General features: G+C 66.5%; 21 protein-coding genes, 1 tRNA gene and 1 riboswitch. Of the genes, 9 read left to right on the forward strand and 13 right to left on the reverse strand.

The genetic code is table 11. The features are described from left to right. Window positions 1-75: 75 nt before the first annotated feature. From AC0WRY_RS32780 to AC0WRY_RS32815, 8 genes are all read right to left on the reverse strand, one after another. Window positions 76-1,146, reverse strand: coding sequence for an ABC transporter permease (locus AC0WRY_RS32780; RefSeq protein WP_194404826.1), 1,071 nt, complete (start codon window positions 1,144-1,146; stop codon window positions 76-78). Continuing rightward, a complete protein-coding gene (locus AC0WRY_RS32785; RefSeq protein WP_194404827.1) occupies window positions 1,146-1,904 on the reverse strand; it encodes an ATP-binding cassette domain-containing protein in 759 nt (252 codons plus the stop codon). The genes AC0WRY_RS32780 and AC0WRY_RS32785 overlap by 1 nt, the downstream gene beginning before the upstream one ends. Before the next feature lie 10 nt (window positions 1,905-1,914). Continuing rightward, entirely contained in the window at window positions 1,915-3,237 is a 1,323-nt protein-coding gene (xylA, locus tag AC0WRY_RS32790; protein WP_194404828.1) for a xylose isomerase, read from the reverse strand. Further along, window positions 3,238-4,692, reverse strand: a complete 1,455-nt coding sequence (gene xylB / locus AC0WRY_RS32795) for a xylulokinase (protein WP_194404829.1) — start codon at window positions 4,690-4,692, stop codon at window positions 3,238-3,240. 82 nt (window positions 4,693-4,774) lie between these two features. Continuing rightward, the gene (locus tag AC0WRY_RS32800) at window positions 4,775-5,815 is read right to left on the reverse strand and encodes a LacI family DNA-binding transcriptional regulator (RefSeq protein WP_194404830.1); all 1,041 of its coding nucleotides are present in this window, start codon (window positions 5,813-5,815) and stop codon (window positions 4,775-4,777) included. Between the two features lie 98 nt (window positions 5,816-5,913). Continuing rightward, on the reverse strand, window positions 5,914-6,378 hold the full coding sequence (locus AC0WRY_RS32805) for a GNAT family N-acetyltransferase (RefSeq protein ID WP_194404831.1): 465 nt from the start codon (window positions 6,376-6,378) through the stop codon (window positions 5,914-5,916). Between the two features lie 2 nt (window positions 6,379-6,380). Then, on the reverse strand, window positions 6,381-6,893 hold the full coding sequence (locus tag AC0WRY_RS32810; protein WP_194404832.1) for a GNAT family N-acetyltransferase: 513 nt from the start codon (window positions 6,891-6,893) through the stop codon (window positions 6,381-6,383). Beyond that, a complete protein-coding gene (locus AC0WRY_RS32815; RefSeq protein ID WP_194404833.1) occupies window positions 6,893-7,474 on the reverse strand; it encodes a helix-turn-helix domain-containing protein in 582 nt (193 codons plus the stop codon). Before AC0WRY_RS32815 ends, AC0WRY_RS32810 begins: the two co-directional genes overlap by 1 nt. Before the next feature lie 169 nt (window positions 7,475-7,643). On the opposite strand from AC0WRY_RS32815, the gene AC0WRY_RS32820 reads away from it, so the two are divergent. Further along, on the forward strand, window positions 7,644-8,636 hold the full coding sequence (locus AC0WRY_RS32820) for an alpha/beta fold hydrolase (RefSeq protein WP_194404834.1): 993 nt from the start codon (window positions 7,644-7,646) through the stop codon (window positions 8,634-8,636). A 5-nt stretch (window positions 8,637-8,641) separates the two neighbouring features. Here AC0WRY_RS32820 and AC0WRY_RS32825 read toward each other — a convergent pair. Beyond that, window positions 8,642-8,715: transfer RNA gene (locus AC0WRY_RS32825), tRNA-Gly, on the reverse strand. Between the two features lie 174 nt (window positions 8,716-8,889). On the opposite strand from AC0WRY_RS32825, the gene AC0WRY_RS32830 reads away from it, so the two are divergent. From AC0WRY_RS32830 to AC0WRY_RS32860, 7 genes are all read left to right on the forward strand, one after another. Then, entirely contained in the window at window positions 8,890-9,468 is a 579-nt protein-coding gene (locus AC0WRY_RS32830) for a methylated-DNA--[protein]-cysteine S-methyltransferase (protein WP_194404855.1), read from the forward strand. A 96-nt stretch (window positions 9,469-9,564) separates the two neighbouring features. Continuing rightward, a complete protein-coding gene (locus AC0WRY_RS32835) occupies window positions 9,565-10,404 on the forward strand; it encodes a helix-turn-helix transcriptional regulator (RefSeq protein WP_491122439.1) in 840 nt (279 codons plus the stop codon). Between the two features lie 130 nt (window positions 10,405-10,534). Continuing rightward, the gene (locus tag AC0WRY_RS32840) at window positions 10,535-10,894 is read left to right on the forward strand and encodes a hypothetical protein (protein WP_194404857.1); all 360 of its coding nucleotides are present in this window, start codon (window positions 10,535-10,537) and stop codon (window positions 10,892-10,894) included. Between the two features lie 12 nt (window positions 10,895-10,906). Further along, window positions 10,907-11,185: a hypothetical protein gene (locus AC0WRY_RS32845; protein WP_194404858.1), complete on the forward strand. Its 279-nt coding sequence runs from the start codon at window positions 10,907-10,909 to the stop codon at window positions 11,183-11,185. A gap of 118 nt (window positions 11,186-11,303) precedes the next feature. After that, complete coding sequence (locus AC0WRY_RS32850) at window positions 11,304-11,663, forward strand: VOC family protein (protein WP_194404859.1); 360 nt, start codon at window positions 11,304-11,306, stop codon at window positions 11,661-11,663. Between the two features lie 146 nt (window positions 11,664-11,809). After that, complete coding sequence (locus AC0WRY_RS32855) at window positions 11,810-12,211, forward strand: SRPBCC family protein (RefSeq protein ID WP_194404860.1); 402 nt, start codon at window positions 11,810-11,812, stop codon at window positions 12,209-12,211. A 113-nt stretch (window positions 12,212-12,324) separates the two neighbouring features. Then, window positions 12,325-12,828, forward strand: coding sequence for a hypothetical protein (locus tag AC0WRY_RS32860; protein WP_194404861.1), 504 nt, complete (start codon window positions 12,325-12,327; stop codon window positions 12,826-12,828). Here AC0WRY_RS32860 and AC0WRY_RS32865 read toward each other — a convergent pair. From AC0WRY_RS32865 to AC0WRY_RS32880, 4 genes are all read right to left on the reverse strand, one after another. Continuing rightward, window positions 12,825-14,267 carry an MATE family efflux transporter gene (locus tag AC0WRY_RS32865; RefSeq protein WP_491122440.1) on the reverse strand — a complete coding sequence of 481 codons (1,443 nt, stop codon included), beginning with the start codon at window positions 14,265-14,267 and terminating at the stop codon, window positions 12,825-12,827. The two genes, AC0WRY_RS32860 and AC0WRY_RS32865, sit on opposite strands and share 4 nt — an antisense overlap. Before the next feature lie 166 nt (window positions 14,268-14,433). Beyond that, the gene (locus AC0WRY_RS32870) at window positions 14,434-15,486 is read right to left on the reverse strand and encodes a hypothetical protein (protein WP_194404863.1); all 1,053 of its coding nucleotides are present in this window, start codon (window positions 15,484-15,486) and stop codon (window positions 14,434-14,436) included. Between the two features lie 104 nt (window positions 15,487-15,590). After that, window positions 15,591-16,007 (reverse strand): PAS domain S-box protein, encoded by a 417-nt coding sequence (locus AC0WRY_RS32875; protein ID WP_194404864.1) that lies wholly within the window; start codon window positions 16,005-16,007, stop codon window positions 15,591-15,593. 105 nt (window positions 16,008-16,112) lie between these two features. Further along, on the reverse strand, window positions 16,113-17,249 hold the full coding sequence (locus tag AC0WRY_RS32880; protein WP_371746215.1) for a 2'-deoxycytidine 5'-triphosphate deaminase: 1,137 nt from the start codon (window positions 17,247-17,249) through the stop codon (window positions 16,113-16,115). A gap of 80 nt (window positions 17,250-17,329) precedes the next feature. Further along, a riboswitch (SAM riboswitch) is annotated at window positions 17,330-17,409 on the forward strand. A 74-nt stretch (window positions 17,410-17,483) separates the two neighbouring features. Between AC0WRY_RS32880 and AC0WRY_RS32885 the strand changes: the two genes are divergently transcribed. Next, the gene (locus AC0WRY_RS32885; protein ID WP_194408487.1) at window positions 17,484-18,671 is read left to right on the forward strand and encodes an O-succinylhomoserine sulfhydrylase; all 1,188 of its coding nucleotides are present in this window, start codon (window positions 17,484-17,486) and stop codon (window positions 18,669-18,671) included. Window positions 18,672-18,734: the final 63 nt, after the last annotated feature.

Consider the following 18,734-nt stretch of genomic DNA (forward strand, 5'->3'; position numbering starts at 1 on the left):
GTGCCCGTCCTTTTCGAAGATCGTCCGGGAAGCGGACAGGCGGCGTTTTGTTTGCCTTCCCGAGATGACGTCATTTCAGCTCATCCGCGAACGGATACGGTCGACCAGCACGGCCAGAATGATGATCACGCCGACCAACGTCTGCTGCCAATAGGAGGAGACCTGCGCCAGCACGAGGCCGTTGCGGATCACTTCCAGCAGCACGCAGCCGACGATCGCCCCGAGCGGGCCACCGATGCCGCCCGCAAGGTTTGCGCCGCCGATGACGGCCGCCGCGATCACGTTGAGCTCGTAGGAGGTCGCCATGTTGGCCGGCGCCGACCCGAGCCAGCCGGAGATGATGATTCCCTGCAGGCCAGCTGCGAGCGCGCAGATCACATAGACCTCGATCTTCACCCGCACGACCGGGATGCCGGTCAGCTCCGCGGCCTTCTCGTTGCCGCCAAGCGCGAAGACGTGGCGGCCGAACGCGCTATGATGCAGCACCACCGCCATAGTCAGCGCAAGGATGACGAGATAGATGAAAGGCACGGGGACGCCGAACACGTCGCCCGAGGTCGCGGCGTAGAAGTAATCGGCATCCGGCCCGCCCGGAAAACTACCGCGGCCGTTGGAGACGACATAGCCGAGGCCGCGCACGATCGAGAGCATGCCGAGCGTGGTGACGAAGGGCGAGAGGCCGAGCACGGCGATGCAGAAGCCGTTGATGAGTCCGGCGATCAGCGCGACGCCGAGCCCGGCAAGGACCGAGACCAGCAGGATGAGCCCGGGCACGTTGGCCAGCACCGTCTTGCCGTCAGCCGCCATGTGCACCAGCGGCGAGCCGGGCGCTGACAGCTCGGTCATCACCATCGAGGTGATCATGGCGGAGAAGCACATCATCGATCCCACCGAGAGGTCGATGCCGCCGGTGATGATCACGAAGGTGACGCCGAGCGTTGCGATGGCAATGAACGAAAAGTTCTTCGCCACGTTCTGCATGTTGCCCTGGGTGAAGAAGTACGGGCTGGCGAAATGCATGATCACCAGCAGCACCGCGAGTGCGAGCAGCACGTAGCCGGTCTGGGAGGCGAAGATGCCGCGCTGCCACCATTTGATCCGGCCCACATTGGTGAAGCTGATCGGAGATTCCATGGGCATGGCCATCACGCCGCTTCCTTCGCGCCGGTGATGAGAGCGGTGACTTCCTCCGGCGAGGTCTGGTGGATCGGCTTGTCGGCCCGCTTCTCGCCGCGGCGCATGACGATGACGCGATCGCACACCGCGAACACGTCGGGCATGCGGTGCGAGATCAGCATCACGGCAACCCCCTGCTCCTTCAGCCGGTGGATCAGCCCGAGCACCTGCTCGACCTGACGGACCGAGATCGCTGCGGTCGGCTCGTCCATCATGACGAGCCGCGCGTTGGAAAGCCTGGTACGCGCGATCGCGACCGCCTGGCGCTGACCGCCGGACATCTGCTTGACGAGATCGTCGGGGCGCGTCTCCGAGCGCAACTCGCCGAACAGCTCCAGCGCCCTCGCCGCCATCGCCTTGTGGTCGAGCAAAGCGATGGGTCCGAACTTGCGCTTCAGCTCGCGGCCGAGGAACACGTTGGCGGCCGCCGTCAGATTGTCGGCGAGCGCGAGGTCCTGATAGACGACCTCGATGCCGACGGCGCGGGCGTCGACGGGCCGGCTGAAATGGACCGCGCTGCCGGCGAAACGGATCTCGCCATGGCTGGGACGGAAATTGCCGGCGATGATCTTGACCAGCGTCGACTTGCCCGCACCGTTGTCGCCCATCAGGCCGACGACCTCGCCGGGCTGGACCTGCAGATCGACACCGTGCAGCGCACGGATGGCGCCGAATTCCTTGCCGATGCCGGTGAGCTCGAGGACCGGTGTCGCATCAACCTGTGCCATCAGCGGTCCCTCAGACATGACGATTGACCAGGGATTCCAGATATTCCTGCCGGCCCGAGCGCGGCTGCGGATCGAAGCCGGGCTGGAGCGCGCGGTCGGCAAGATCGGCGAGCGAGCGCTGGCCGCCGAGAATCGCCCGGCCCTCGGGGCCGGACCAGCCTTCGTAGCGCTTGGCGAGCGGCGCGGTGAGAGCGCCGGCATCGAGCATGTCGGCGGCGGCGAGGAAGGCCCGCGCGCACGCATCCATCGAGCCGACATGGGCGTGGATGAGATCATCGGGATCGATCGACTGACGCCGGATTTTTGCGTCGAAATTCAGCCCGCCCGAAGTGAAGCCGCCACGGTTCAGGATCTCGTGAAAGACCAGCGCCAGCTCCGGCACGTTCATCGCGAACTGGTCTGTGTCCCAGCCGAGCAGGTCGTCGCCCCGGTTGATATCGAGCGAGCCGAACACGCCGAGCGCCTCGGCGAGCGCGACCTCGTGATGGAAGGAATGGCCGGCGAGGATGGCGTGGTTCTGCTCGATGTTGAGCCTGACGTCCTTGAGCAGGTCGTAGCGTTCGAGGAAGCCGTAGCAGGTGGCGACGTCGAAGTCGTACTGATGCTTGGTCGGCTCCTTCGGCTTCGGCTCGATCAGGATCGGGCCCTTGAAACCGATTCTGTGCTTGTGCTCGACGACGAGCGAGACGAAGCGGCCGAGCTGGTCGAGCTCGCGCTTGAGATCGGTGTTGAGCAGCGTCTCGTAGCCCTCGCGCCCACCCCACAGCACATAGTTCTGGCCGCCGAGCCGGTGCGTCACTTCCAGCGCGGCGCGGACCTGGCCGGCGGCATAGGTGAATATCTCCGGGTCCGGGTTGGTCGCAGCGCCCGCCATGTAGCGGCGATGCGTGAACAGGTTCGCGGTGCCCCAGAGCAGGCGGACCTTGGCTGATGCCATCTTCGCTTCGAACAGATCAGCGATGGCGTTGAGATTGGCGACGGACTCGGCGAGCGACGCTCCTTCCGGCGCCGCGTCGACGTCGTGGAAGGTGAAGTAGGGCACATCGAGCAGGCGGAACAGCTCGAAGGCGACATCCGCCTTGGCCCGCGCCTGCGCCATCGCATCCGTGCCGTGGTGCCAGGGCCGCAGGAACGTCTCGCCGCCGAAGGGATCGCCGCCGGGCCAGCAGAGCGAATGCCAATAGCAGACCGCAAAGCGCAAATGATCCTCGAGCCGGCGGCCGTGGACCATGCGATCCCTGTCGTACCAGCGAAAAGCGGGCGCCTGTCCCGCGTTCTCGCCGGCGAAGGCGACGGGTACGCTTGCATCGAAGAATTTGGCTGACGCGTTCACTTAATTCGTCTCCTTCAATGCGGGATAGAGCGCGCGCCATCGCCGATAGGCTTCGTCATAGGCCGCAGCGACGGAGGCGCGAGGCGTGAAGGTCGCAAGCCGCCGCGGGCGGGTGCAGACCGCCGAGGCGCTCTCGCCTGTCGCGGCGAGCCTGCCGAGCCTGGAGGCGCCGAGGGCCGCTCCCACCTCGCCCTCTTCGACCCGGTGAACGGGAATGCCGAGCACGTCGGCGCAGATCTGTGCCCACAATGGCGAGCGCGAGCCGCCGCCGACGAGATCGAGCTCGGGAATCGGCCCGCTCGCCGCGCTCAGTGCCGCCAGATTGTCGCGCGCGGCAAAGGCGACGCCTTCGAGCACGGCCTGCACGATCTGGCTGCGGCCGGTCGCACCGCGCAGGCCGACGAAGGCACCGCTGGCAGAGGCATCGTTGTGCGGCGTGCGCTCGCCGTCGAGATAGGGCAGGAATTTGATCGGGCTCGGCGCATCGACAGATTCACCAAGCGGAGCCAAGAGCGCTGCGGCGGCCGTCTCCATCACCCCGGAGAGCCAGGCGAGCGACGCCGCGGCCGACAGCATCACGCCCATCTGATGCCAGAGGCCGGGCAGCGCATGACAGAAGGCATGCACGGCCGACGTCGGCGCCGGCGCGAAGCGATCGGTGACGCGGAACACGACGCCGGACGTTCCCAACGACAGGAACGCATCTCCCGGCGCGATCGCGCCGAGCCCGATCGCGCTCGCGGCGTTGTCGCCGGCGCCGCCCGCGACCACGACGGCTTTCTTCATACCCCAGCGCTGCGCATAGTCCGGCGCGAGCACGGCGCTCTCCGCGCTGCCCTCGACGAGGCGCGGCATGTGGTGGAGATCGAGCCCGGTGGCGTGCAGCAGCAAGGCGGACCAGCGCCGCTGGCCGACATCGAGCCACAGCGTGCCGGCAGCATCGGACATGTCCTCAACCATCTCGCCGGTGAGGCGGTAACGCACATAGGCCTTGGGCAGCAGCACCTTTGCGACACGCTCGAAGATTTTCGGCTCGTGCCGTGCGATCCACAGCAGCTTCGGTGCGGTGAAGCCGGGCATCGCGAGATTGCCGGCGATCGCGGGCAGCGACGGACAGCGTCGCTCCAGCACGGCGCATTCGGCCTGCGAGCGACCGTCGTTCCAGAGGATCGCGGGGCGCAGCGGCTTGCCGTCCTCGTCCAGCAGCGTCGCGCCATGCATCTGGCCGGACAGGCCGATGCCGGCCACCTGCGCCACCTCGCGCGGATGGCGGCTGGCGAGATCGTCGACCGCGCCGATGGTCGCATCGACCCAGGAATCGGGGTCCTGCTCGGACCACAGCGGCGCCGGATGCGACAGCGCGAGCTCGCGCGTTGCCGTCGCGAGGATCGCGCCGGATTCGCTCACGAGCACCGCTTTTACGCCGGACGTGCCGATGTCCAGTCCGAGATACAAATCGTCCTCCTCATCATCCATTGCGATGCGCGATCTTGACGTCGCGCTTTTCCGCTACGGCCCGTTCGATAGCCGGCTGCCGCTAGGGCAGATTGTCCCGCATCACGATGTCGATCCTGATCTTCTCCTGCTCGCGCAAGATCGGCTCGCCGCGGGCAAGCGCGAGCAGCACGCGCACGGCGGCGCGCGCCTCATGTCCGGGGTTCTGCGAGATCGCGGCATCCATCACGCCCTGCAGCAGCAGGCGGCGCGTCAGCAGGGTGACGTCATGACCGACGAACACCACCTTGTCGCGGCCGGCATCGCTCAACGCCTTGGCGACGCCTTGCGTGCCGGCGCCGACGTTATAAAGGCCGACAATGTCGGCATGCTTGGCCAATAGCCGCGCCATCACCTGTTCCGAGCGGCCATCCTCGTCGCGCCCTTCGAGCACGGGCAGCACGCTGAGACCGGGGAATTCCGACGCCATCACCTGGTTGAAACCGAAAATTCGCTCGGCATGGTCGCGCAAGCCCTGCGAGCCCGCGACGATCGCAACCTTGCCGGACTTTTGGCCGACCAGCCGTCCGACCAGCGCGCCGGCGGTGCGGCCCGCCGCGATGTTGTCGATGCCGACATAATGGTGGCGGCGCGACGACGGCACGTCCGACACCAGGGTCACCACCTTGGTGCCGGCATCGACGAGGTCGTTGATCGCGGCGCGAACGCTGGGGTGATCCAGCGCCACCACGGCGACGCCGTCGCAATCGCCCGACAGCGCCTCCAGCGAGGCCGCGAGCACCGATGGATCGAACACATCGGTTGTAACAGTCTCGACGCTGAGGCGGCGGGCCGAGAGCCAAGCGGACATCTCGCCGAGATAGGCCTCGATCTGCTGCATGAACGGGTTCGGCCCCGACGGCATCACGAAGGCGAAGCGGCGGGCGCGGCTGCGAGCGAGTTCGGCGGCGGCGACGTGGGGCTGGAACGAATTGCGCTCGATCGCCGCCTTGACGCGCCGCACCGTGTCGGGCCGCACGCCGGGCCGGTTGTGCAGGACGCGGTCCACCGTCGCCAAGCTGACGCCCGCCTCGCGGGCGATGTCCTTCAGCGTCAGCACCGTCGTGGTCAGGGTCTCGGCCATGGCTGAAGGCTAGCAGAGGTGTTTTGAGGTACGCAACTCATTTTGAGGGGCAGCAGTGCGATTGTTGCCGGCTCAAGTCTAACAGCCGGGTCCGGCAGTCACCCCTCGAGCAGGTCCAGCGTCAGGAACAGGCTGTTGGGATCCTCGGCATAGCCCTCGAACGGACCGCAGAGAATAAAGCCATGCGCCTGGTAGAGCGCATGCGCCGGCTTGAAATAGTCCCACGAGCCGGTCTCAAGACTGAGCCGCTTCAGGCCCCGCGCGCGGGCCTCGGCGATGATGTGGCGGAGCATCTGGCCGCCATACCCGCGCCGCCGCGTGGTCTGGAGCGTGTGCATCGACTTCACCTCGCCATGGGTTGCCGAGAGCGTCTTCAGCGCGCCGGCGGCAACCAGCTGCTCGCCGTCCCATCCGGTCCAGAACGCGACGTCGCTGGCACGAAGGCCGGCGAGATCGAGCGCATGCGCACTGCCCGGCGCGGTCTGCGCCCGCGCCGCCGTGACGTGATGATCGAGCAGCGCGACGACGCGCGGATCGAAGGTGTCGCCGGTCCGGATCTGCATGGTCAGGGCCTCACGCCGCTTGCAAGCTGCTTCTGCATGAAAACGAGATCGAGCCAGCGGCCGAACTTGCAGCCGACCTCCGGCATGCGCGCGACCTCCGCGAAGCCGAGCGAGGCGTGCAGCGCGATCGAAGCCGCGTTGGTGCCGTCGATGCCGGCAATCATGACATGCTTGTTCATGGCGGTGGCGCGCTCGATCAACGCGGCGACCAGACCGCGGCCGATCCCCGCCCTGTGATGCCGCTCGTCGACATAGACGGAATTCTCCACGGTGTGACGATAGCCGGGGAAGGGACGGAAATCGCCGAACGAGGCGAAACCGACGACCTCCCTGCCCTTCATCGCGACCAGCACGGGATAGCCGGCGTCCCGTCGCGCGGAAATCCATTGACGCCGCGAGTCCAGATCGGATGGACCGTCGGTCCAGACCGCCGTGGTGTTGAGCGCGGCGTAATTGTAGATGGCGAGGATATCCTCGGCATCGTCCAGCGTAGCGTCCCGTACGATCAGCGACATCACATCTTCCCGTAGGAGGCGCCGCGCCGCGTGATGATGACGTAGCGCGCGTCCTGTTTGGTTTCGTTCTCGAAGGTCACCGCGCGCATCACGTCGAAATCCAGGCAGTCGCCCTCGCGCAGGCGCACCGTCTTGGCGTCGATGTACACGGCGATCGCGCCCTCCAGCATCAACAGCTGCTGGGTGAAGGCGTTGCGGCCCCAGGGGCTGTACGGCACCCGCGCGCCGGCCGGAAGGTCGACGACGATGATCTCGATGCCGCTCGCCGCGTCCGTCGGCGAGGCGTGCCGCCTTCGATAGCCGCTGTCGGGATCGCGCCAGTGCGGCTGGTCGGCAAGCCGCATCAGGCGCTCCGGCGGCTTCTCGGCGAGCGCGACGACGTCGCTGAGCGAGACGTCGAGCGCGGCGCACAGCCTGCCGAGCAGCGCAGCCGTGGCGCTGCTCTGCGCGCGCTCGACCCGCCCGATCATGGCTCGGCTGACACCGGAGCGCGTTGCAAGTTCGTTCAACGTCATCCCCGCCTGCGTCCGCAGCGTCTTCAAGCGGCGACCGATCGCACGGTCGAGTTTCTGCTGGTCCATGGCCCTCATTCCGACATCACCCGGCGCAGGGACCGCATCCACCGGGCAAGATGAGCTTAAGGCGGGCAAGGCGGGCGTGCCGAGAGCGAGAGGCTAACATATTAGAATCTTTGCGCAGCCTGCAGGGCGGATTAGGATACGCCAGCCGCGATGACCGGGAGGCGATGACATGGGCGAGCCAACGCAGCGGACGATCACGGCCAACGGTATCAGCCTCAACGTCGCCGAGCAGGGCGAGGGGCCAATGGTCCTGCTCTGCCACGGCTTTCCGGAAGGCTGGTACTCCTGGCGCCACCAACTCGACGCGCTGGCAGCGGCCGGCTACCATGCGGTCGCGCCCGACATGCGCGGCTATGGCAAGAGCGACCGGCCTGAGGCGATCGACCAGTACACGATCCTCCACATGGTCGGCGATCTCGTCGGCGTGCTCGACGCCTTCGAGGCGAAACACGCCGTCATCGTCGGGCATGATTGGGGCGCCACGATCGCCTGGCACACGGCGCGCCTGCGGCCGGATCGCTTTCGCGCCGCCGCCATCCTCAGCGTACCCTATCGGCCACGGAGTCCGGTGCGACCGACGAGTGTCATGCCGCAGACGGCGGATGCGCAGTTCTATCAGCTTTACTTCCAGGAGCCGGGTGTCGCCGAAGCCGAATTCGAACGGGATCCGCGCGCGACACTGGGCGCCATGCTCTATGGCGGCTCCGGCGAGGGAGCGGCGGCGATCCGCGCCAATGCCGAGCGTCAGGGGCGGACCGTCGGCGCCGGCATGGTCTCACGCAAGGACGGGATGCTGCCGAAGGTGCAGGTGCCGCTGCCGTCATGGCTGACCGCCGCCGACCTCGACCATTTCGGCGCCGAGTTTGCCCGCAGCGGATTTCGCGGACCGCTCAATTACTACCGCAACATCGACCGCAACTGGGAACTGATGGCGGCCTTCGAGGGCGTGAAGGTGACGGTGCCCTCGCTCTTCATCGCGGGCGACCACGACATGGTCCTGGCTTTCCCCGGCAGCACCGAGCTTCTCGTCAACATGAAGCAATGTGTGCCGCAACTGCGCGAGATCAGGATGCTGCCCGGCTGCGGGCACTGGACGCAGCAGGAGCGGCCGGCGGAGGTCAACGCGGCGATCGTGGAGTTTCTGCGAAGCCTGTCGAACTGAGGGCTTGGAGCGGGCGAAGGGAATCGAACCCTCGTATGCAGCTTGGGAAGCTGCCGTTCTACCATTGAACTACGCCCGCGGATGCGCGAGGCCGCGCGCCTCCTGATTAGCCGAGACGGCGCCTTCCGCCAAGCGGTTTGGCGCGCCCGGCCGGGCGGTTGTTAACGCCCCAGTAAGATTTTGGGTGCGCCGGATTGTGGCGGTGTTATGATCGTATGTCTGGGGAGAGACGTGCACTGAGTGGGGCGTGTGCATGGTGGGGCGTGGCTATTCGATATTCGACACGGCCATAGGCCGCTGCGGCATCATCTGGAGCGGCACTGGCGTCGTCGCGGTGCAATTGCCGGAGGCGCGGGAGATCGACACCCGCCGCCGCATCTTCCAGGCCCATCCCGAGGCGCGCGAGCAGCGGGCATCCGAAAATGCCGAGCTTGCGATCGAGGGCATCACAGCCCTGCTGCAAGGCGGCGATCCCGATTTTTCCGAGGTCAGCCTCGATGCCGGCGGCGTGTCCGGCTTCAACCGGCGGGTCTACGAGTTCGCCTGCTCGATTCCGCGCGGCGAGACGCGGACCTATCACGAGGTCGCCAAGGCGCTGGGCGCTTCGGGCGCCGCGCATTCGGTGGCGCAGGCGATCACGAAAAATCCCTACATGCTGATCGTGCCCTGCCACCGGGTGCTGGAGGCCGGCAATTACACCGACCGGCTTTCGCCCTATGGCGGGGTGATCTCCAAGCGGCGGCTGCTGGCGCTGGAGGGCGCCCATCCCGTCGCCAGCAAGACGCTGTTCGAGGTGCTGCTGCCCGTTGCTCCGCCGCGCGCGCCTGGCTAAGGCGCGATCTCGATCGCACCTTAACTTTGATTTTTTGGGCATGATCTTGTCGGACAGCCGCTACACACTTGTCCGGATCATGCCTAAATAGGCCGGATGGACGCGACCACGCTGCTGACGTCACAATCGATCACGGTCTGCGAGTTCCGCTGCGACGCGGGACCGGACGACACGCCGTTTGCCGAATGCCGCACCGGGCACTCCATCGCCTATGTCCGCTCGGGCAGCTTCGGCTGCCGGTGCCGCGCCGGCTTCTTCGAGCTGGTGGCGGGCTCGATGCTGGTCGGCGCGCCCGGCGAGGAATACACCTGCACGCACGAGCATGTCAGCGGCGATGTCTGCCTGGGATTCTTCTTCAGCGAGGACATGGTCGATGGCCTCAGTGGGCGGCGCGAGATCTGGCGGATCGGCGCCACGCCGCCGCTGCCCGAATTGATGGTGCTGGGCGAGCTCGCCCAGACGGCCGCAGATGGCAACAGCGACATCGGCCTCGACGAAGTCGGCCAGATCCTGGCCGGCCGCTTCGTCGACGTCGTCTCGGGCAAGCCGCGCACGCCGGCCACGCCCAATGCGCGTGACCGCCGCCGCGCCGTCGAGGCCGCGCTGTGGATCGACGACAATTCGCATGACGAGGTCGATCTCGAACAGGCCGCCAAGCAGGCGGGCCTCAGCCCTTTCCATTTCCTGCGGCTGTTCTCCAGCGTGCTCGGCGTCACGCCGCATCAATATCTGGTGCGCTCGCGGCTGCGGCACGCGGCGCGGCTGCTCGCCGACGACGCCATCGCGGTCACTGAAATCGCCTACGACGTCGGCTTCGGCGATCTCTCAAACTTCGTCCGCACCTTCCATCGCGCTGCCGGGGTCTCGCCGACCAAATTCCGCCAGGCCTCGAAGGGCGCGCGCAGCATCTTCGCCGAACGCCTCGTCCTCAACTGAGACAGGTCCGCCGCCCTGCGGGGTAACAGTCTGTTGACCAGACGGCCGCGTCGCACTGGGCTTATGGCACGCCGCGCGGTACTACAACCACAGAGCGAACAGGCGCTCTTTCAGTGCGGCGAGCCGGCAGATGAACAATGCTCCGAATGACGTGATTGCGGCCACATTGGTCGCGCTTGCCGTCGGCCTCGCCTTCATCGCCGGCTGCGCCATCTACTACGGCCGTCAAATCACGTCGCGCAGGATTCCGATGCAGTGGGGCACCGATGGCCGGCCGGCCTGGTTTGCGCCACGCTTCATCGGGCTCTGGTTCAGCTTCGGCGTCACGGCGGCGTTCTCCGCGTTCCTGCTCGCTCTCGCCCTGCATGACCCGCAAAAGCTGACGGCGCTGATCGTCGCAACGGTCAGCGTGATCGGAACCAACATGTGGGTTCAGGTCCATCACCTGAAACGCGTGATCCGGTGGCAATCGGAGGCGCCGGCGAGCTAGCCGGGCAACGCCATGGGATTGGTTCTTGCGATCAGCGTTTTCGCGTTCTTGTGCTGGACTGCGCAGGGAGCTCGCGAACGGGCCGCCGAGTATGCCGCGACCGGCATGCTGCGCTCGCCGCTCTACTGGTCGGCCGTGGCGCTTACGATGACGCTGTTAGGCCTTGCCACGTACATGGCTCACCTCGGCCATGAAGGTCCCATTCCATGGCCTTTCTGGCTGCTTGTGGGCATCCTGACCATCATCATCCTGATGCTGCGCCGCGCCTTGAAATGGCGCTACCCGATCTAGCGTTGCGATCCGCGCCGTTCGAGGGATGCGCAAGATTCTCCAAGTGCCGCCCGCCTCGAGCCGACTAGGTTCGTCTCCGGCGCGCCGTTTGCGGCGCGCATTGCAAATGGAGACGACCATGTACGACCACATCGGACTTCGCGTTGCCGATCTCGACGCCGCGACGCGCTTCTACACCGCGGTGCTGGCGCCGCTCGGCTACGTCCTGTGCTCGAGCGGCGAGGGCTACGCCGGCTTCGGGCCGGAGGGCGCGCCGGCGCTGTGGCTGCACCTCAACAAGGGCCGCAAGGCCGACGGCGCGCACATCGCGTTTCGCGCCGGGAGCCATGACGCGGTGAAGGCGTTCCACAGCGAGGGCTTGAAGAGCGGCGGCCGCGACAATGGCGGCGCCGGACCACGCAAGGATTACAGTCCGACCTATTACGCGGCGTTTTTGATCGACCCCGACGGCAATAATGTCGAGGCGGTTTGTACGTGAGGCGCGACCTGATGTGCCACATGCGCCGTCATTCCGGGATGGCGCGAAGCACCAGACCTCAGGTGCGCAATTGCGCACCGGGGAATCTCGAGAATCCGGGTTGGCGGTCCGCGCGCCCCGGAATGACCCCAACAACAGGAATTTCCATGGCCTCCATCCACAACGACATCCCCCTCTCCGCCCCCGCGCACGACGTCTGGGACGCGGTGCGCGACTTCGGTGCGCTGCCTGAGCGGCTGGCGCCCGGCTTCGTCACGGCCTGCACGCTCGACGGCGATGCGCGCATCGTCACCTTCGCCAACGGTTCGGTGGCCCGCGAAGTGCTGGTCGATTGCGACGACGCGCGGCGGCGTCTCGTCTATGCCATCAGCAACGAACGGCTGAAGCATTACAGCGCCTCGGTGCAGGTGATCGCCGACGGCGAGACGAGGTGTCGGCTCCTCTGGATCATCGACATGCTGCCGAACGAGCTTGCACCTTACGTTCAGGGTCAGACCAGGGATGCCGTCGTCGCCATCCAAAAGGCATTTCCGCCTGCCGCGCCCTGACCGCCCTCTGTGAGCTTTTTCACAGAGCTCCGCCCTCGCCGCCCGCAATCATGCCCGCGTGCGTCCGGTTGGCTCCGCTCTCCCGGCGGCGCTGCGCACGCGAGGAGCATGCCATGAGAGGTGCGGACAAGGTGATCTGCCAGGCGGCCGCCGTGCTGCTGCTGTTTTCCGTCGCGAGCACGCCGGCAAAGGCGCAGCTCGCAGGGTTCGGCGGCGGCGCCGGCGGCGAGGACATGATGACCCAGATGGCCCCGATGCTGGAGATGATGAAGGCGAAGATGGGCAAGCGCCGCTTCGCCATGATGATGCAAACCATGGGCCCGATGATGAGCCGCATGATGGAGAACGGAGGCGGCGGGCTCGGTGGCATGATGGGCGGCGGAGGCCTGGGCGGCCTGCCCGCCGGCAATTTTGGCGGCGGCTTCGGCGCGCCCTATTACGGCGGCTACACGCCGATGGGCGGCGGCGCCATGCCGGCCGGCTTCGGCGGGGGTGGCGACATCATGGGCATGCTCGGTGGTTCCGGTGGCGGCGACATGATGGCGATGATCCCGCAGCTGATGCGGCTCGCCAATGTCGGCGGCGGCAGCGGCCATCGCCGCCACAAGCGCCGCTAGTCTGCGGCACCGGACAAAGCTGGCCTGATCGCAGGCTTGCTCGCGCGCGGCCCCCAGCGCGTCAGCAGGACGCTGGAGGATGAGAGCAGGCCGAGCACGACCATCGAACTCGCGGCCAGCCAGAAAAAGCTCTGCGCGGTGGCGTCATGCGTCGACAGCCACCAGCCGGCTCCGGAGATGTAGACCAGCCGCGCGGTCTGCGCCAGCACCGGGCCGATCACCTTGGCCGCGCCTTGCGAGGAGAAGTACATGACCGTGGCGATGCCGAAAAAGGCGTAGAACGGTCCGACCGTCGACAGATATTGGTGGCTCGCCGCACGCACGGCCGCGCTGTCGGTGAAGATGTTGATCCAGAGGTCGGGGAACATCGCAACGAGGCAGGCCGGTGCGCCGACGGCCACGAAGGCGGCCGCGCTGGCGATCCAGGCGATGCGCCGGGCGCGCGCGATATTGCCTGCGCCGATCGCCATCCCGACCATCGGCACGCAGGCGATGCCGAACGAAAACGCGATCGAGGTCAGCAAAAATTCCAGCCGCGCGCCGATGCCGTAGCCTGCGAGGATCGTGGTGCCGAACTTCGCCAGCATGTGGGTGAAGATCGAGATCGTCAGCACCGATTGCAGCGGCGAGAAGCAGGCGATGGCGCCGACTTTCAGGATGTCGAAAAACATCGTCCATTGAATGCGCAGGCCGCGCAGCTTCGGCGTGACTCGCGCGCGCCCGGAGAACAGGTACCAGCCCATGATGCAGATGTTCATGGTGTAGGCGATCAGCGCGCCGGCCGCGACGCCGCGCATGCCGAACTGCGGTACCGGCCCGAGTCCGAGGCCGAGCGTGCCGCCGAGCACGATCTGCCAGGCTGCGGAGTTGAGGATCAGGAACGACGGCAGCTTCATGTTGCCGGTGCCGCGCAGCACGCCGGCCATGGTGTTGAGCAGCCAGGGCAGCACGGCGCCGCCGAAAAACACCTGCGTGTAGGCGATCGCATGCGTCAGCACATCGCCGCGGCCGCCGAGCATTTCCAGCACTTTGGGCCCGAAGATCAGCATGCCCAGCATGAAGACGAGGCCGAAGCTGATGCCGATCAGCATCGCATGCGCGGCCAGCGTGCTGGCGCGTTCGCGGTCGCCCGCGCCGAGCGCGCGTGCAATGGCGGAGGCCACCGCGCCGCCCATCGCGCCGCCCGACATGGTCATGGTCAGGATGATGGTTGGGAACACCAGCGCCATCGCCGCCAGCGCCTCGACGCCAAGCCGGCCGATATAGGAGGTCTCGGCGATCACCGTGCAGGTGCCGGCCGAGAGCGCGATCGCGTTGGGCCAGGCAAGGCCAAGCAGCGTGCGCAGGATCGGCCCGTCGGTCAGCGCGCTTCGCACCGGCCGCGGCGGCGGCAGCGGACGCTCTTGCTCATCGACCGGGATTTCGGCGATGTCGGACATATCCTCTCCGGGGCACGGGCGCCCTTTGCGGCGCGGCAATGAACAGGTGTGCCAATAAATTTGTTCGCGCACAGGGCGCGGTGCGCCCTTGTTAGCACGGCACGGAGCGATTCCTCCTGCGCCGGATGCAGGCGTGCCCTGCGACGGCGTATTTCAATAGGTGGACCTAATCGATCGTCCAGACCAGCGGCGGACGACCGCCCGCCGCCGGGCGCACATGCACACCGATATGCCGCCCGCATCCCGCAGCCAGGCCTTCGAACAGTCCCTCCAGCACCGCAGCGCAAGCGGGATGATAGTCCGAGACGTCGTCCATCAGCTCCCAGCTTTGCTGGCGGATTTCGAAGCTGCCTTCAGACGTCGTACTCTCAGCCGTGTCGTCCTGCGCAGCAAACAGCGCGTTCAGGAACGAGGCGAATTCACTCGCCCCGCCGCGGCCCATGGCCAGCGCGGCCGCGACCTCGTCGAAATATTGCATGCCGATCAACTTGCCGGTGAGGTGCAGCAGATAGCCGGCATCTTCGGGACCGAACAGCTGCACCATCACGGGCGCGGCGGTGCGGACATATTCCATCGCGTAGTTGCGATAGGCCTTCTCCAAGCGCGGCTTTGGCCAGCTCGCCACGGGAAGCGCCGGCGCCGTCTTCGCATCGAACAACGGCGCTTCCAGATGACGCGCGAACATGAGCCGCTGGTCCAGCTCGAGCGGGTGATCGTATTGATGGTAGTAGCCCTCCAGCCCGTCCTGGCCGTCGACGCTCTGCTTGGTGCAGACGAAACCGAGCCTGAGATCTCCGAGGGCCGCGCCATTGTTGGCGTGCCAGCCGCGCAGCATCGCACGGGACACCTCGCCCGGCACGCCGCAGATCGCCGTGCCCTTCCAGATCCAGCGCGGCGGCGGATAGCGGATCCAGGCCTTGGCGTCGCTCTCATACATGTACTCGACATGCACGCCGCCGATCCAGTTGGAGAGGTAGTGATATTGCGCGGCCGCGACCGCCGGCGGCAGATGATCGATCCCGAGCTTCTTCAGGCCCGGCAGGAAGCGCTCCTGCTGCTGGCGACGAAACACACGGAAGACGAACTCGGCCGCATCAGCCGTGCCGCGCCGCGTGACGACGGTGAGGATGAGCCCGGTGAAATAGGCGTGATAGAGCTCTGCAACCGCGCGCCAGCGCTTCCATTGGGCTTCCTGCGCGGCGTCTGAGGCGGTGGCCATGTTCACTCCCGATCATGATTTCGATCGAGTGTGTCACCGCACCCAATGGCAGGCAACATGACGGCCGCGCAGGGCGCCCTGCGCGAGCGCCCGCCAATTCCGCATCACGAAGTTTGCGGCGGCGCCTTGGCTGCGCGCTCACGCTCGACCCGTTCGGTGACGTCGCGCGCCATCGCCACCGATCCCAGCACGTTGCCGCCGGAATCCCGCACCAATGCGAACGTCATCTCGATGTAGAGCTTGCGTTCGCTCTTGTGCAGCGCGCGGGTCAGCGTCGGCTTGCCCGCAAGCTTCATGCTGCCGCTCGCGAGCGCGGCCTCGAAACCTTTCCAGTGCGCGGCGCGCAGATGTTCGGGAATGATCAGGTCGAGATTCTGGCCGAGCGCTTCCGCGGCGGTGAAGCCGAACAGGGCCGTCGCTGCACCGTTCCACCGCATGATCGTGCCGGACCGATCCGAATAGATCAGCGCGTCCGCGACATTCTCGGCAATCTTTGCGTCGAGTTCGGATGGATTGCTCATCTCGTCACCTCGTAGCCCGGATGGAGCGGAGCGCAATCCGGGATCGTGCCACAAGCGAGACTGCCCCGGATGACGCTTGCGCTCCATCCGGGCTACAGGATCGTGCTACACCCGGAAATGCTTCGATAGTTTGAGGCCCTGGGCCTGGTAATTGGAGCCGATGCGCTGGCCGTACATCGCGTCGGGACGGGCCAGCATCTTCTCGTAGACGAGGCGGCCGACGATCTGGCCGTGCTCGAGGATGAACGGCACTTCGCGCGAACGCACCTCCAGCACGGCGCGCGAGCCCAGCCCACCGGCGCCGGCATAGCCGAAGCCGGGATCGAAGAATCCGGCATAATGCACGCGGAATTCACCGACCAGCGGATCGAACGGCACCATCTCCGCGGCGTAGTCCGGCGGCACCTGCACGGCTTCCTTCGACGCCAGGATGTAGAACTCGCCGGGATCGAGGATCAGGCTGCCGTCGGGACGGGCCGAGATCGGCTCCCAGAAATCTTCCACCGCGTAGCCGGAGCGGCGATCGACGTCGACGACGCCGGTGTGCCGCTTGGCGCGGTAGCCGACGAAGCCGCTCGCCTTCTCGCCGGAGAGGTCGACGGAGACGGCGACACCGCCCGACAGATCGGCATCGTCGACGTCGACGAGGCGCTCAGTGGCGTGCAGGCCGTCGAGCTCGTCGGCGTTGAGGATGGCATCGCCGGTGCGGAAGCGCACCTGGCTGAGGCGCGAGCCCTCGCGGACCAGCACCGGAAACGTCTTCGGGCTGATCTCGGCATAGAGCGGACCGTGATAGCCGGCGCCGATCATGTCGAAGCGGCGGGTGCCGTCGGCGATCACGCGGGTGAAGACGTCGAGCCGGCCGGTGGAGCTCTTCGGATTAGCCGCCGCGACGATCTCCGGCGGCAGCGCGAGGCTTTCCAGCAGCGGCACGATGTAGACGCAGTTGGTCTCCAGCACCGCACCGTCGGCGAGGCTGAACTCGTGCAGCTTCAATTCGTCGATGCGCTCGGCGACGGTTGAGCCGGGACCGGGCAGGAAGCTGGCGCGGACGCGATAGGCGATGTCGCCGAGGCGCAGATCGAGGCTGGCCGGCTGGATCTGGCTCTCGACGAAATCATAGGCGGGCAGGATGAGCCCGGCCTCCGCCATCGCCGCGATCATGCGGTCGGGCAGGATACCATTGGCGTCGGGCGCGACCGTGAACGTCAACCGGGGGTCCTCATCAGGGGTCAATTGCATCCGGACATGCCGGAAATACAAGTCTTTTACGGCTATCCGATGGACGCCTTGACGGAAAGGGCATTGCGGAATATGAGCATCACTTATCCCGTGGTGATTTGAGCCGGCCGGCTTGCAGCCACGTTAAATAAGTCGCTAAACAGGCCGGGGACCTCTGTGATCCCGGCCCGTGGAGATATCCAGGCCGGTTTTTTTGTGACCGTTTTCGACGAGACGGTCATGTCGGAGGTACCTATGTCGAAGTCGCCTGCTGCTTACCGCCCCGAAACCCGCCTGGTCCATTCCGGCACCCTGCGCTCGCAATATGGCGAGACCTCGGAGTCGCTGTTCCTGACCCAGGGCTACGTCTACAACAGCGCCGAGGAGTGCGAGGCGCGGTTCAAGGGCGAGGATCCGGGCTTCATCTATTCGCGCTACTCCAATCCCACCATCGCAATGTTCGAGCGCCGCATGATCGAGCTCGAGGGCGCCGAGGCCGCCCGCTCGGCGGCGACAGGCATGGCCGCGGTGACGACCGCGATCCTGGCGCCGCTCAAGGCCGGCGATCACGTGGTGGCCTCGCGGGCGCTGTTCGGCTCGTGCCTCTACGTCGTGCAGGACCTGTTGCCGCGCTATGGCATTGAGACCACGCTGGTCGACGGGCTCGACCTCGACCAGTGGCAGCGCGCGCTGCGACCGAACACCAAGACGTTCTTCCTGGAGAGCCCGACCAATCCGACGCTTGATGTGCTCGACATTCCCGGGATCGCCGAGATCGCGCACAAGGGCGGCGCGCGGCTCGTCGTCGACAACGTGTTCGCGACGCCGATCTGGCAGAGCCCGCTCGCGCTCGGCGCCGACGTCGTGGTCTATTCCGCGACCAAGCATATCGACGGCCAGGGCCGCTGCCTCGGCGGCATCATCCTGTCCTCGGAAGCCTTCATCGCCGAGCACATCCACAATTTCATGCGCCAGACCGGCCCGTCGATCTCGCCGTTCAACGCCTGGGTCCTGCTCAAGGGCCTCGAGACGCTGGGCGTGCGCGTGCGCGCGCAGACCGATACCGCCTCGCGCATCGCCGAGGTGCTGGCGAGCCATCCGAAGATCGCACGGCTGGTCTATCCCGGACGCGCCGATCATCCGCAGGCGGCACTGGTGAAGAAGCAGATGCGCGGCGGCTCGACGCTGGTCGGCTTCGAGGTCAAGGGCGGCAAGGCTGCCGCGTTCCGCGTGCTCAACGAGCTGAAGCTTGCGCGGATCTCGAACAATCTCGGCGACGCCAAGAGCCTCGTCACGCATCCGGCCACCACGACGCATCAGCGCCTGAAACCGGAAGACCGCGCCGCGCTCGGCATCGGCGAAGGTTTCATCCGCTTCTCGGCAGGCCTGGAGCATCCGGACGATCTGATCGAGGATCTGACGGCGGCGCTGGAGAAGGCGTGATCGCTTGGTAGGGCGGGTTGGCCGAAGGCGTAACCCGCCGCTTCCGTTTCCGCACAGACAGAC

It is taken from the genome of Bradyrhizobium sp. T-12, assembly GCF_058314695.1.

Excerpts from the sequence above, each read along its gene's own strand:
- AC0WRY_RS32880 (WP_371746215.1), bottom strand. The coding sequence starts at position 17,249 with ATGCAATTGACCCCTGATGAGGACCCCCGGTTGACGTTCACGGTCGCG.
- AC0WRY_RS32885 (WP_194408487.1), top strand. The coding sequence starts at position 17,484 with ATGTCGAAGTCGCCTGCTGCTTACCGCCCCGAAACCCGCCTGGTCCAT.
- AC0WRY_RS32810 (WP_194404832.1), bottom strand. The coding sequence starts at position 6,893 with ATGTCGCTGATCGTACGGGACGCTACGCTGGACGATGCCGAGGATATC.
- AC0WRY_RS32840 (WP_194404857.1), top strand. The coding sequence starts at position 10,535 with ATGAACAATGCTCCGAATGACGTGATTGCGGCCACATTGGTCGCGCTT.
- AC0WRY_RS32805 (WP_194404831.1), bottom strand. The coding sequence starts at position 6,378 with ATGCAGATCCGGACCGGCGACACCTTCGATCCGCGCGTCGTCGCGCTG.
- AC0WRY_RS32830 (WP_194404855.1), top strand. The coding sequence starts at position 8,890 with ATGGTGGGGCGTGGCTATTCGATATTCGACACGGCCATAGGCCGCTGC.
- AC0WRY_RS32865 (WP_491122440.1), bottom strand. The coding sequence starts at position 14,267 with ATGTCCGACATCGCCGAAATCCCGGTCGATGAGCAAGAGCGTCCGCTG.
- AC0WRY_RS32780 (WP_194404826.1), bottom strand. The coding sequence starts at position 1,146 with ATGGCCATGCCCATGGAATCTCCGATCAGCTTCACCAATGTGGGCCGG.
- AC0WRY_RS32785 (WP_194404827.1), bottom strand. The coding sequence starts at position 1,904 with ATGGCACAGGTTGATGCGACACCGGTCCTCGAGCTCACCGGCATCGGC.
- AC0WRY_RS32800 (WP_194404830.1), bottom strand. The coding sequence starts at position 5,815 with ATGGCCGAGACCCTGACCACGACGGTGCTGACGCTGAAGGACATCGCC.
- AC0WRY_RS32815 (WP_194404833.1), bottom strand. The coding sequence starts at position 7,474 with ATGGACCAGCAGAAACTCGACCGTGCGATCGGTCGCCGCTTGAAGACG.
- AC0WRY_RS32850 (WP_194404859.1), top strand. The coding sequence starts at position 11,304 with ATGTACGACCACATCGGACTTCGCGTTGCCGATCTCGACGCCGCGACG.
- AC0WRY_RS32855 (WP_194404860.1), top strand. The coding sequence starts at position 11,810 with ATGGCCTCCATCCACAACGACATCCCCCTCTCCGCCCCCGCGCACGAC.
- AC0WRY_RS32845 (WP_194404858.1), top strand. The coding sequence starts at position 10,907 with ATGGGATTGGTTCTTGCGATCAGCGTTTTCGCGTTCTTGTGCTGGACT.
- AC0WRY_RS32860 (WP_194404861.1), top strand. The coding sequence starts at position 12,325 with ATGAGAGGTGCGGACAAGGTGATCTGCCAGGCGGCCGCCGTGCTGCTG.
- AC0WRY_RS32870 (WP_194404863.1), bottom strand. The coding sequence starts at position 15,486 with ATGGCCACCGCCTCAGACGCCGCGCAGGAAGCCCAATGGAAGCGCTGG.
- AC0WRY_RS32835 (WP_491122439.1), top strand. The coding sequence starts at position 9,565 with ATGGACGCGACCACGCTGCTGACGTCACAATCGATCACGGTCTGCGAG.
- AC0WRY_RS32875 (WP_194404864.1), bottom strand. The coding sequence starts at position 16,007 with ATGAGCAATCCATCCGAACTCGACGCAAAGATTGCCGAGAATGTCGCG.
- AC0WRY_RS32820 (WP_194404834.1), top strand. The coding sequence starts at position 7,644 with ATGGGCGAGCCAACGCAGCGGACGATCACGGCCAACGGTATCAGCCTC.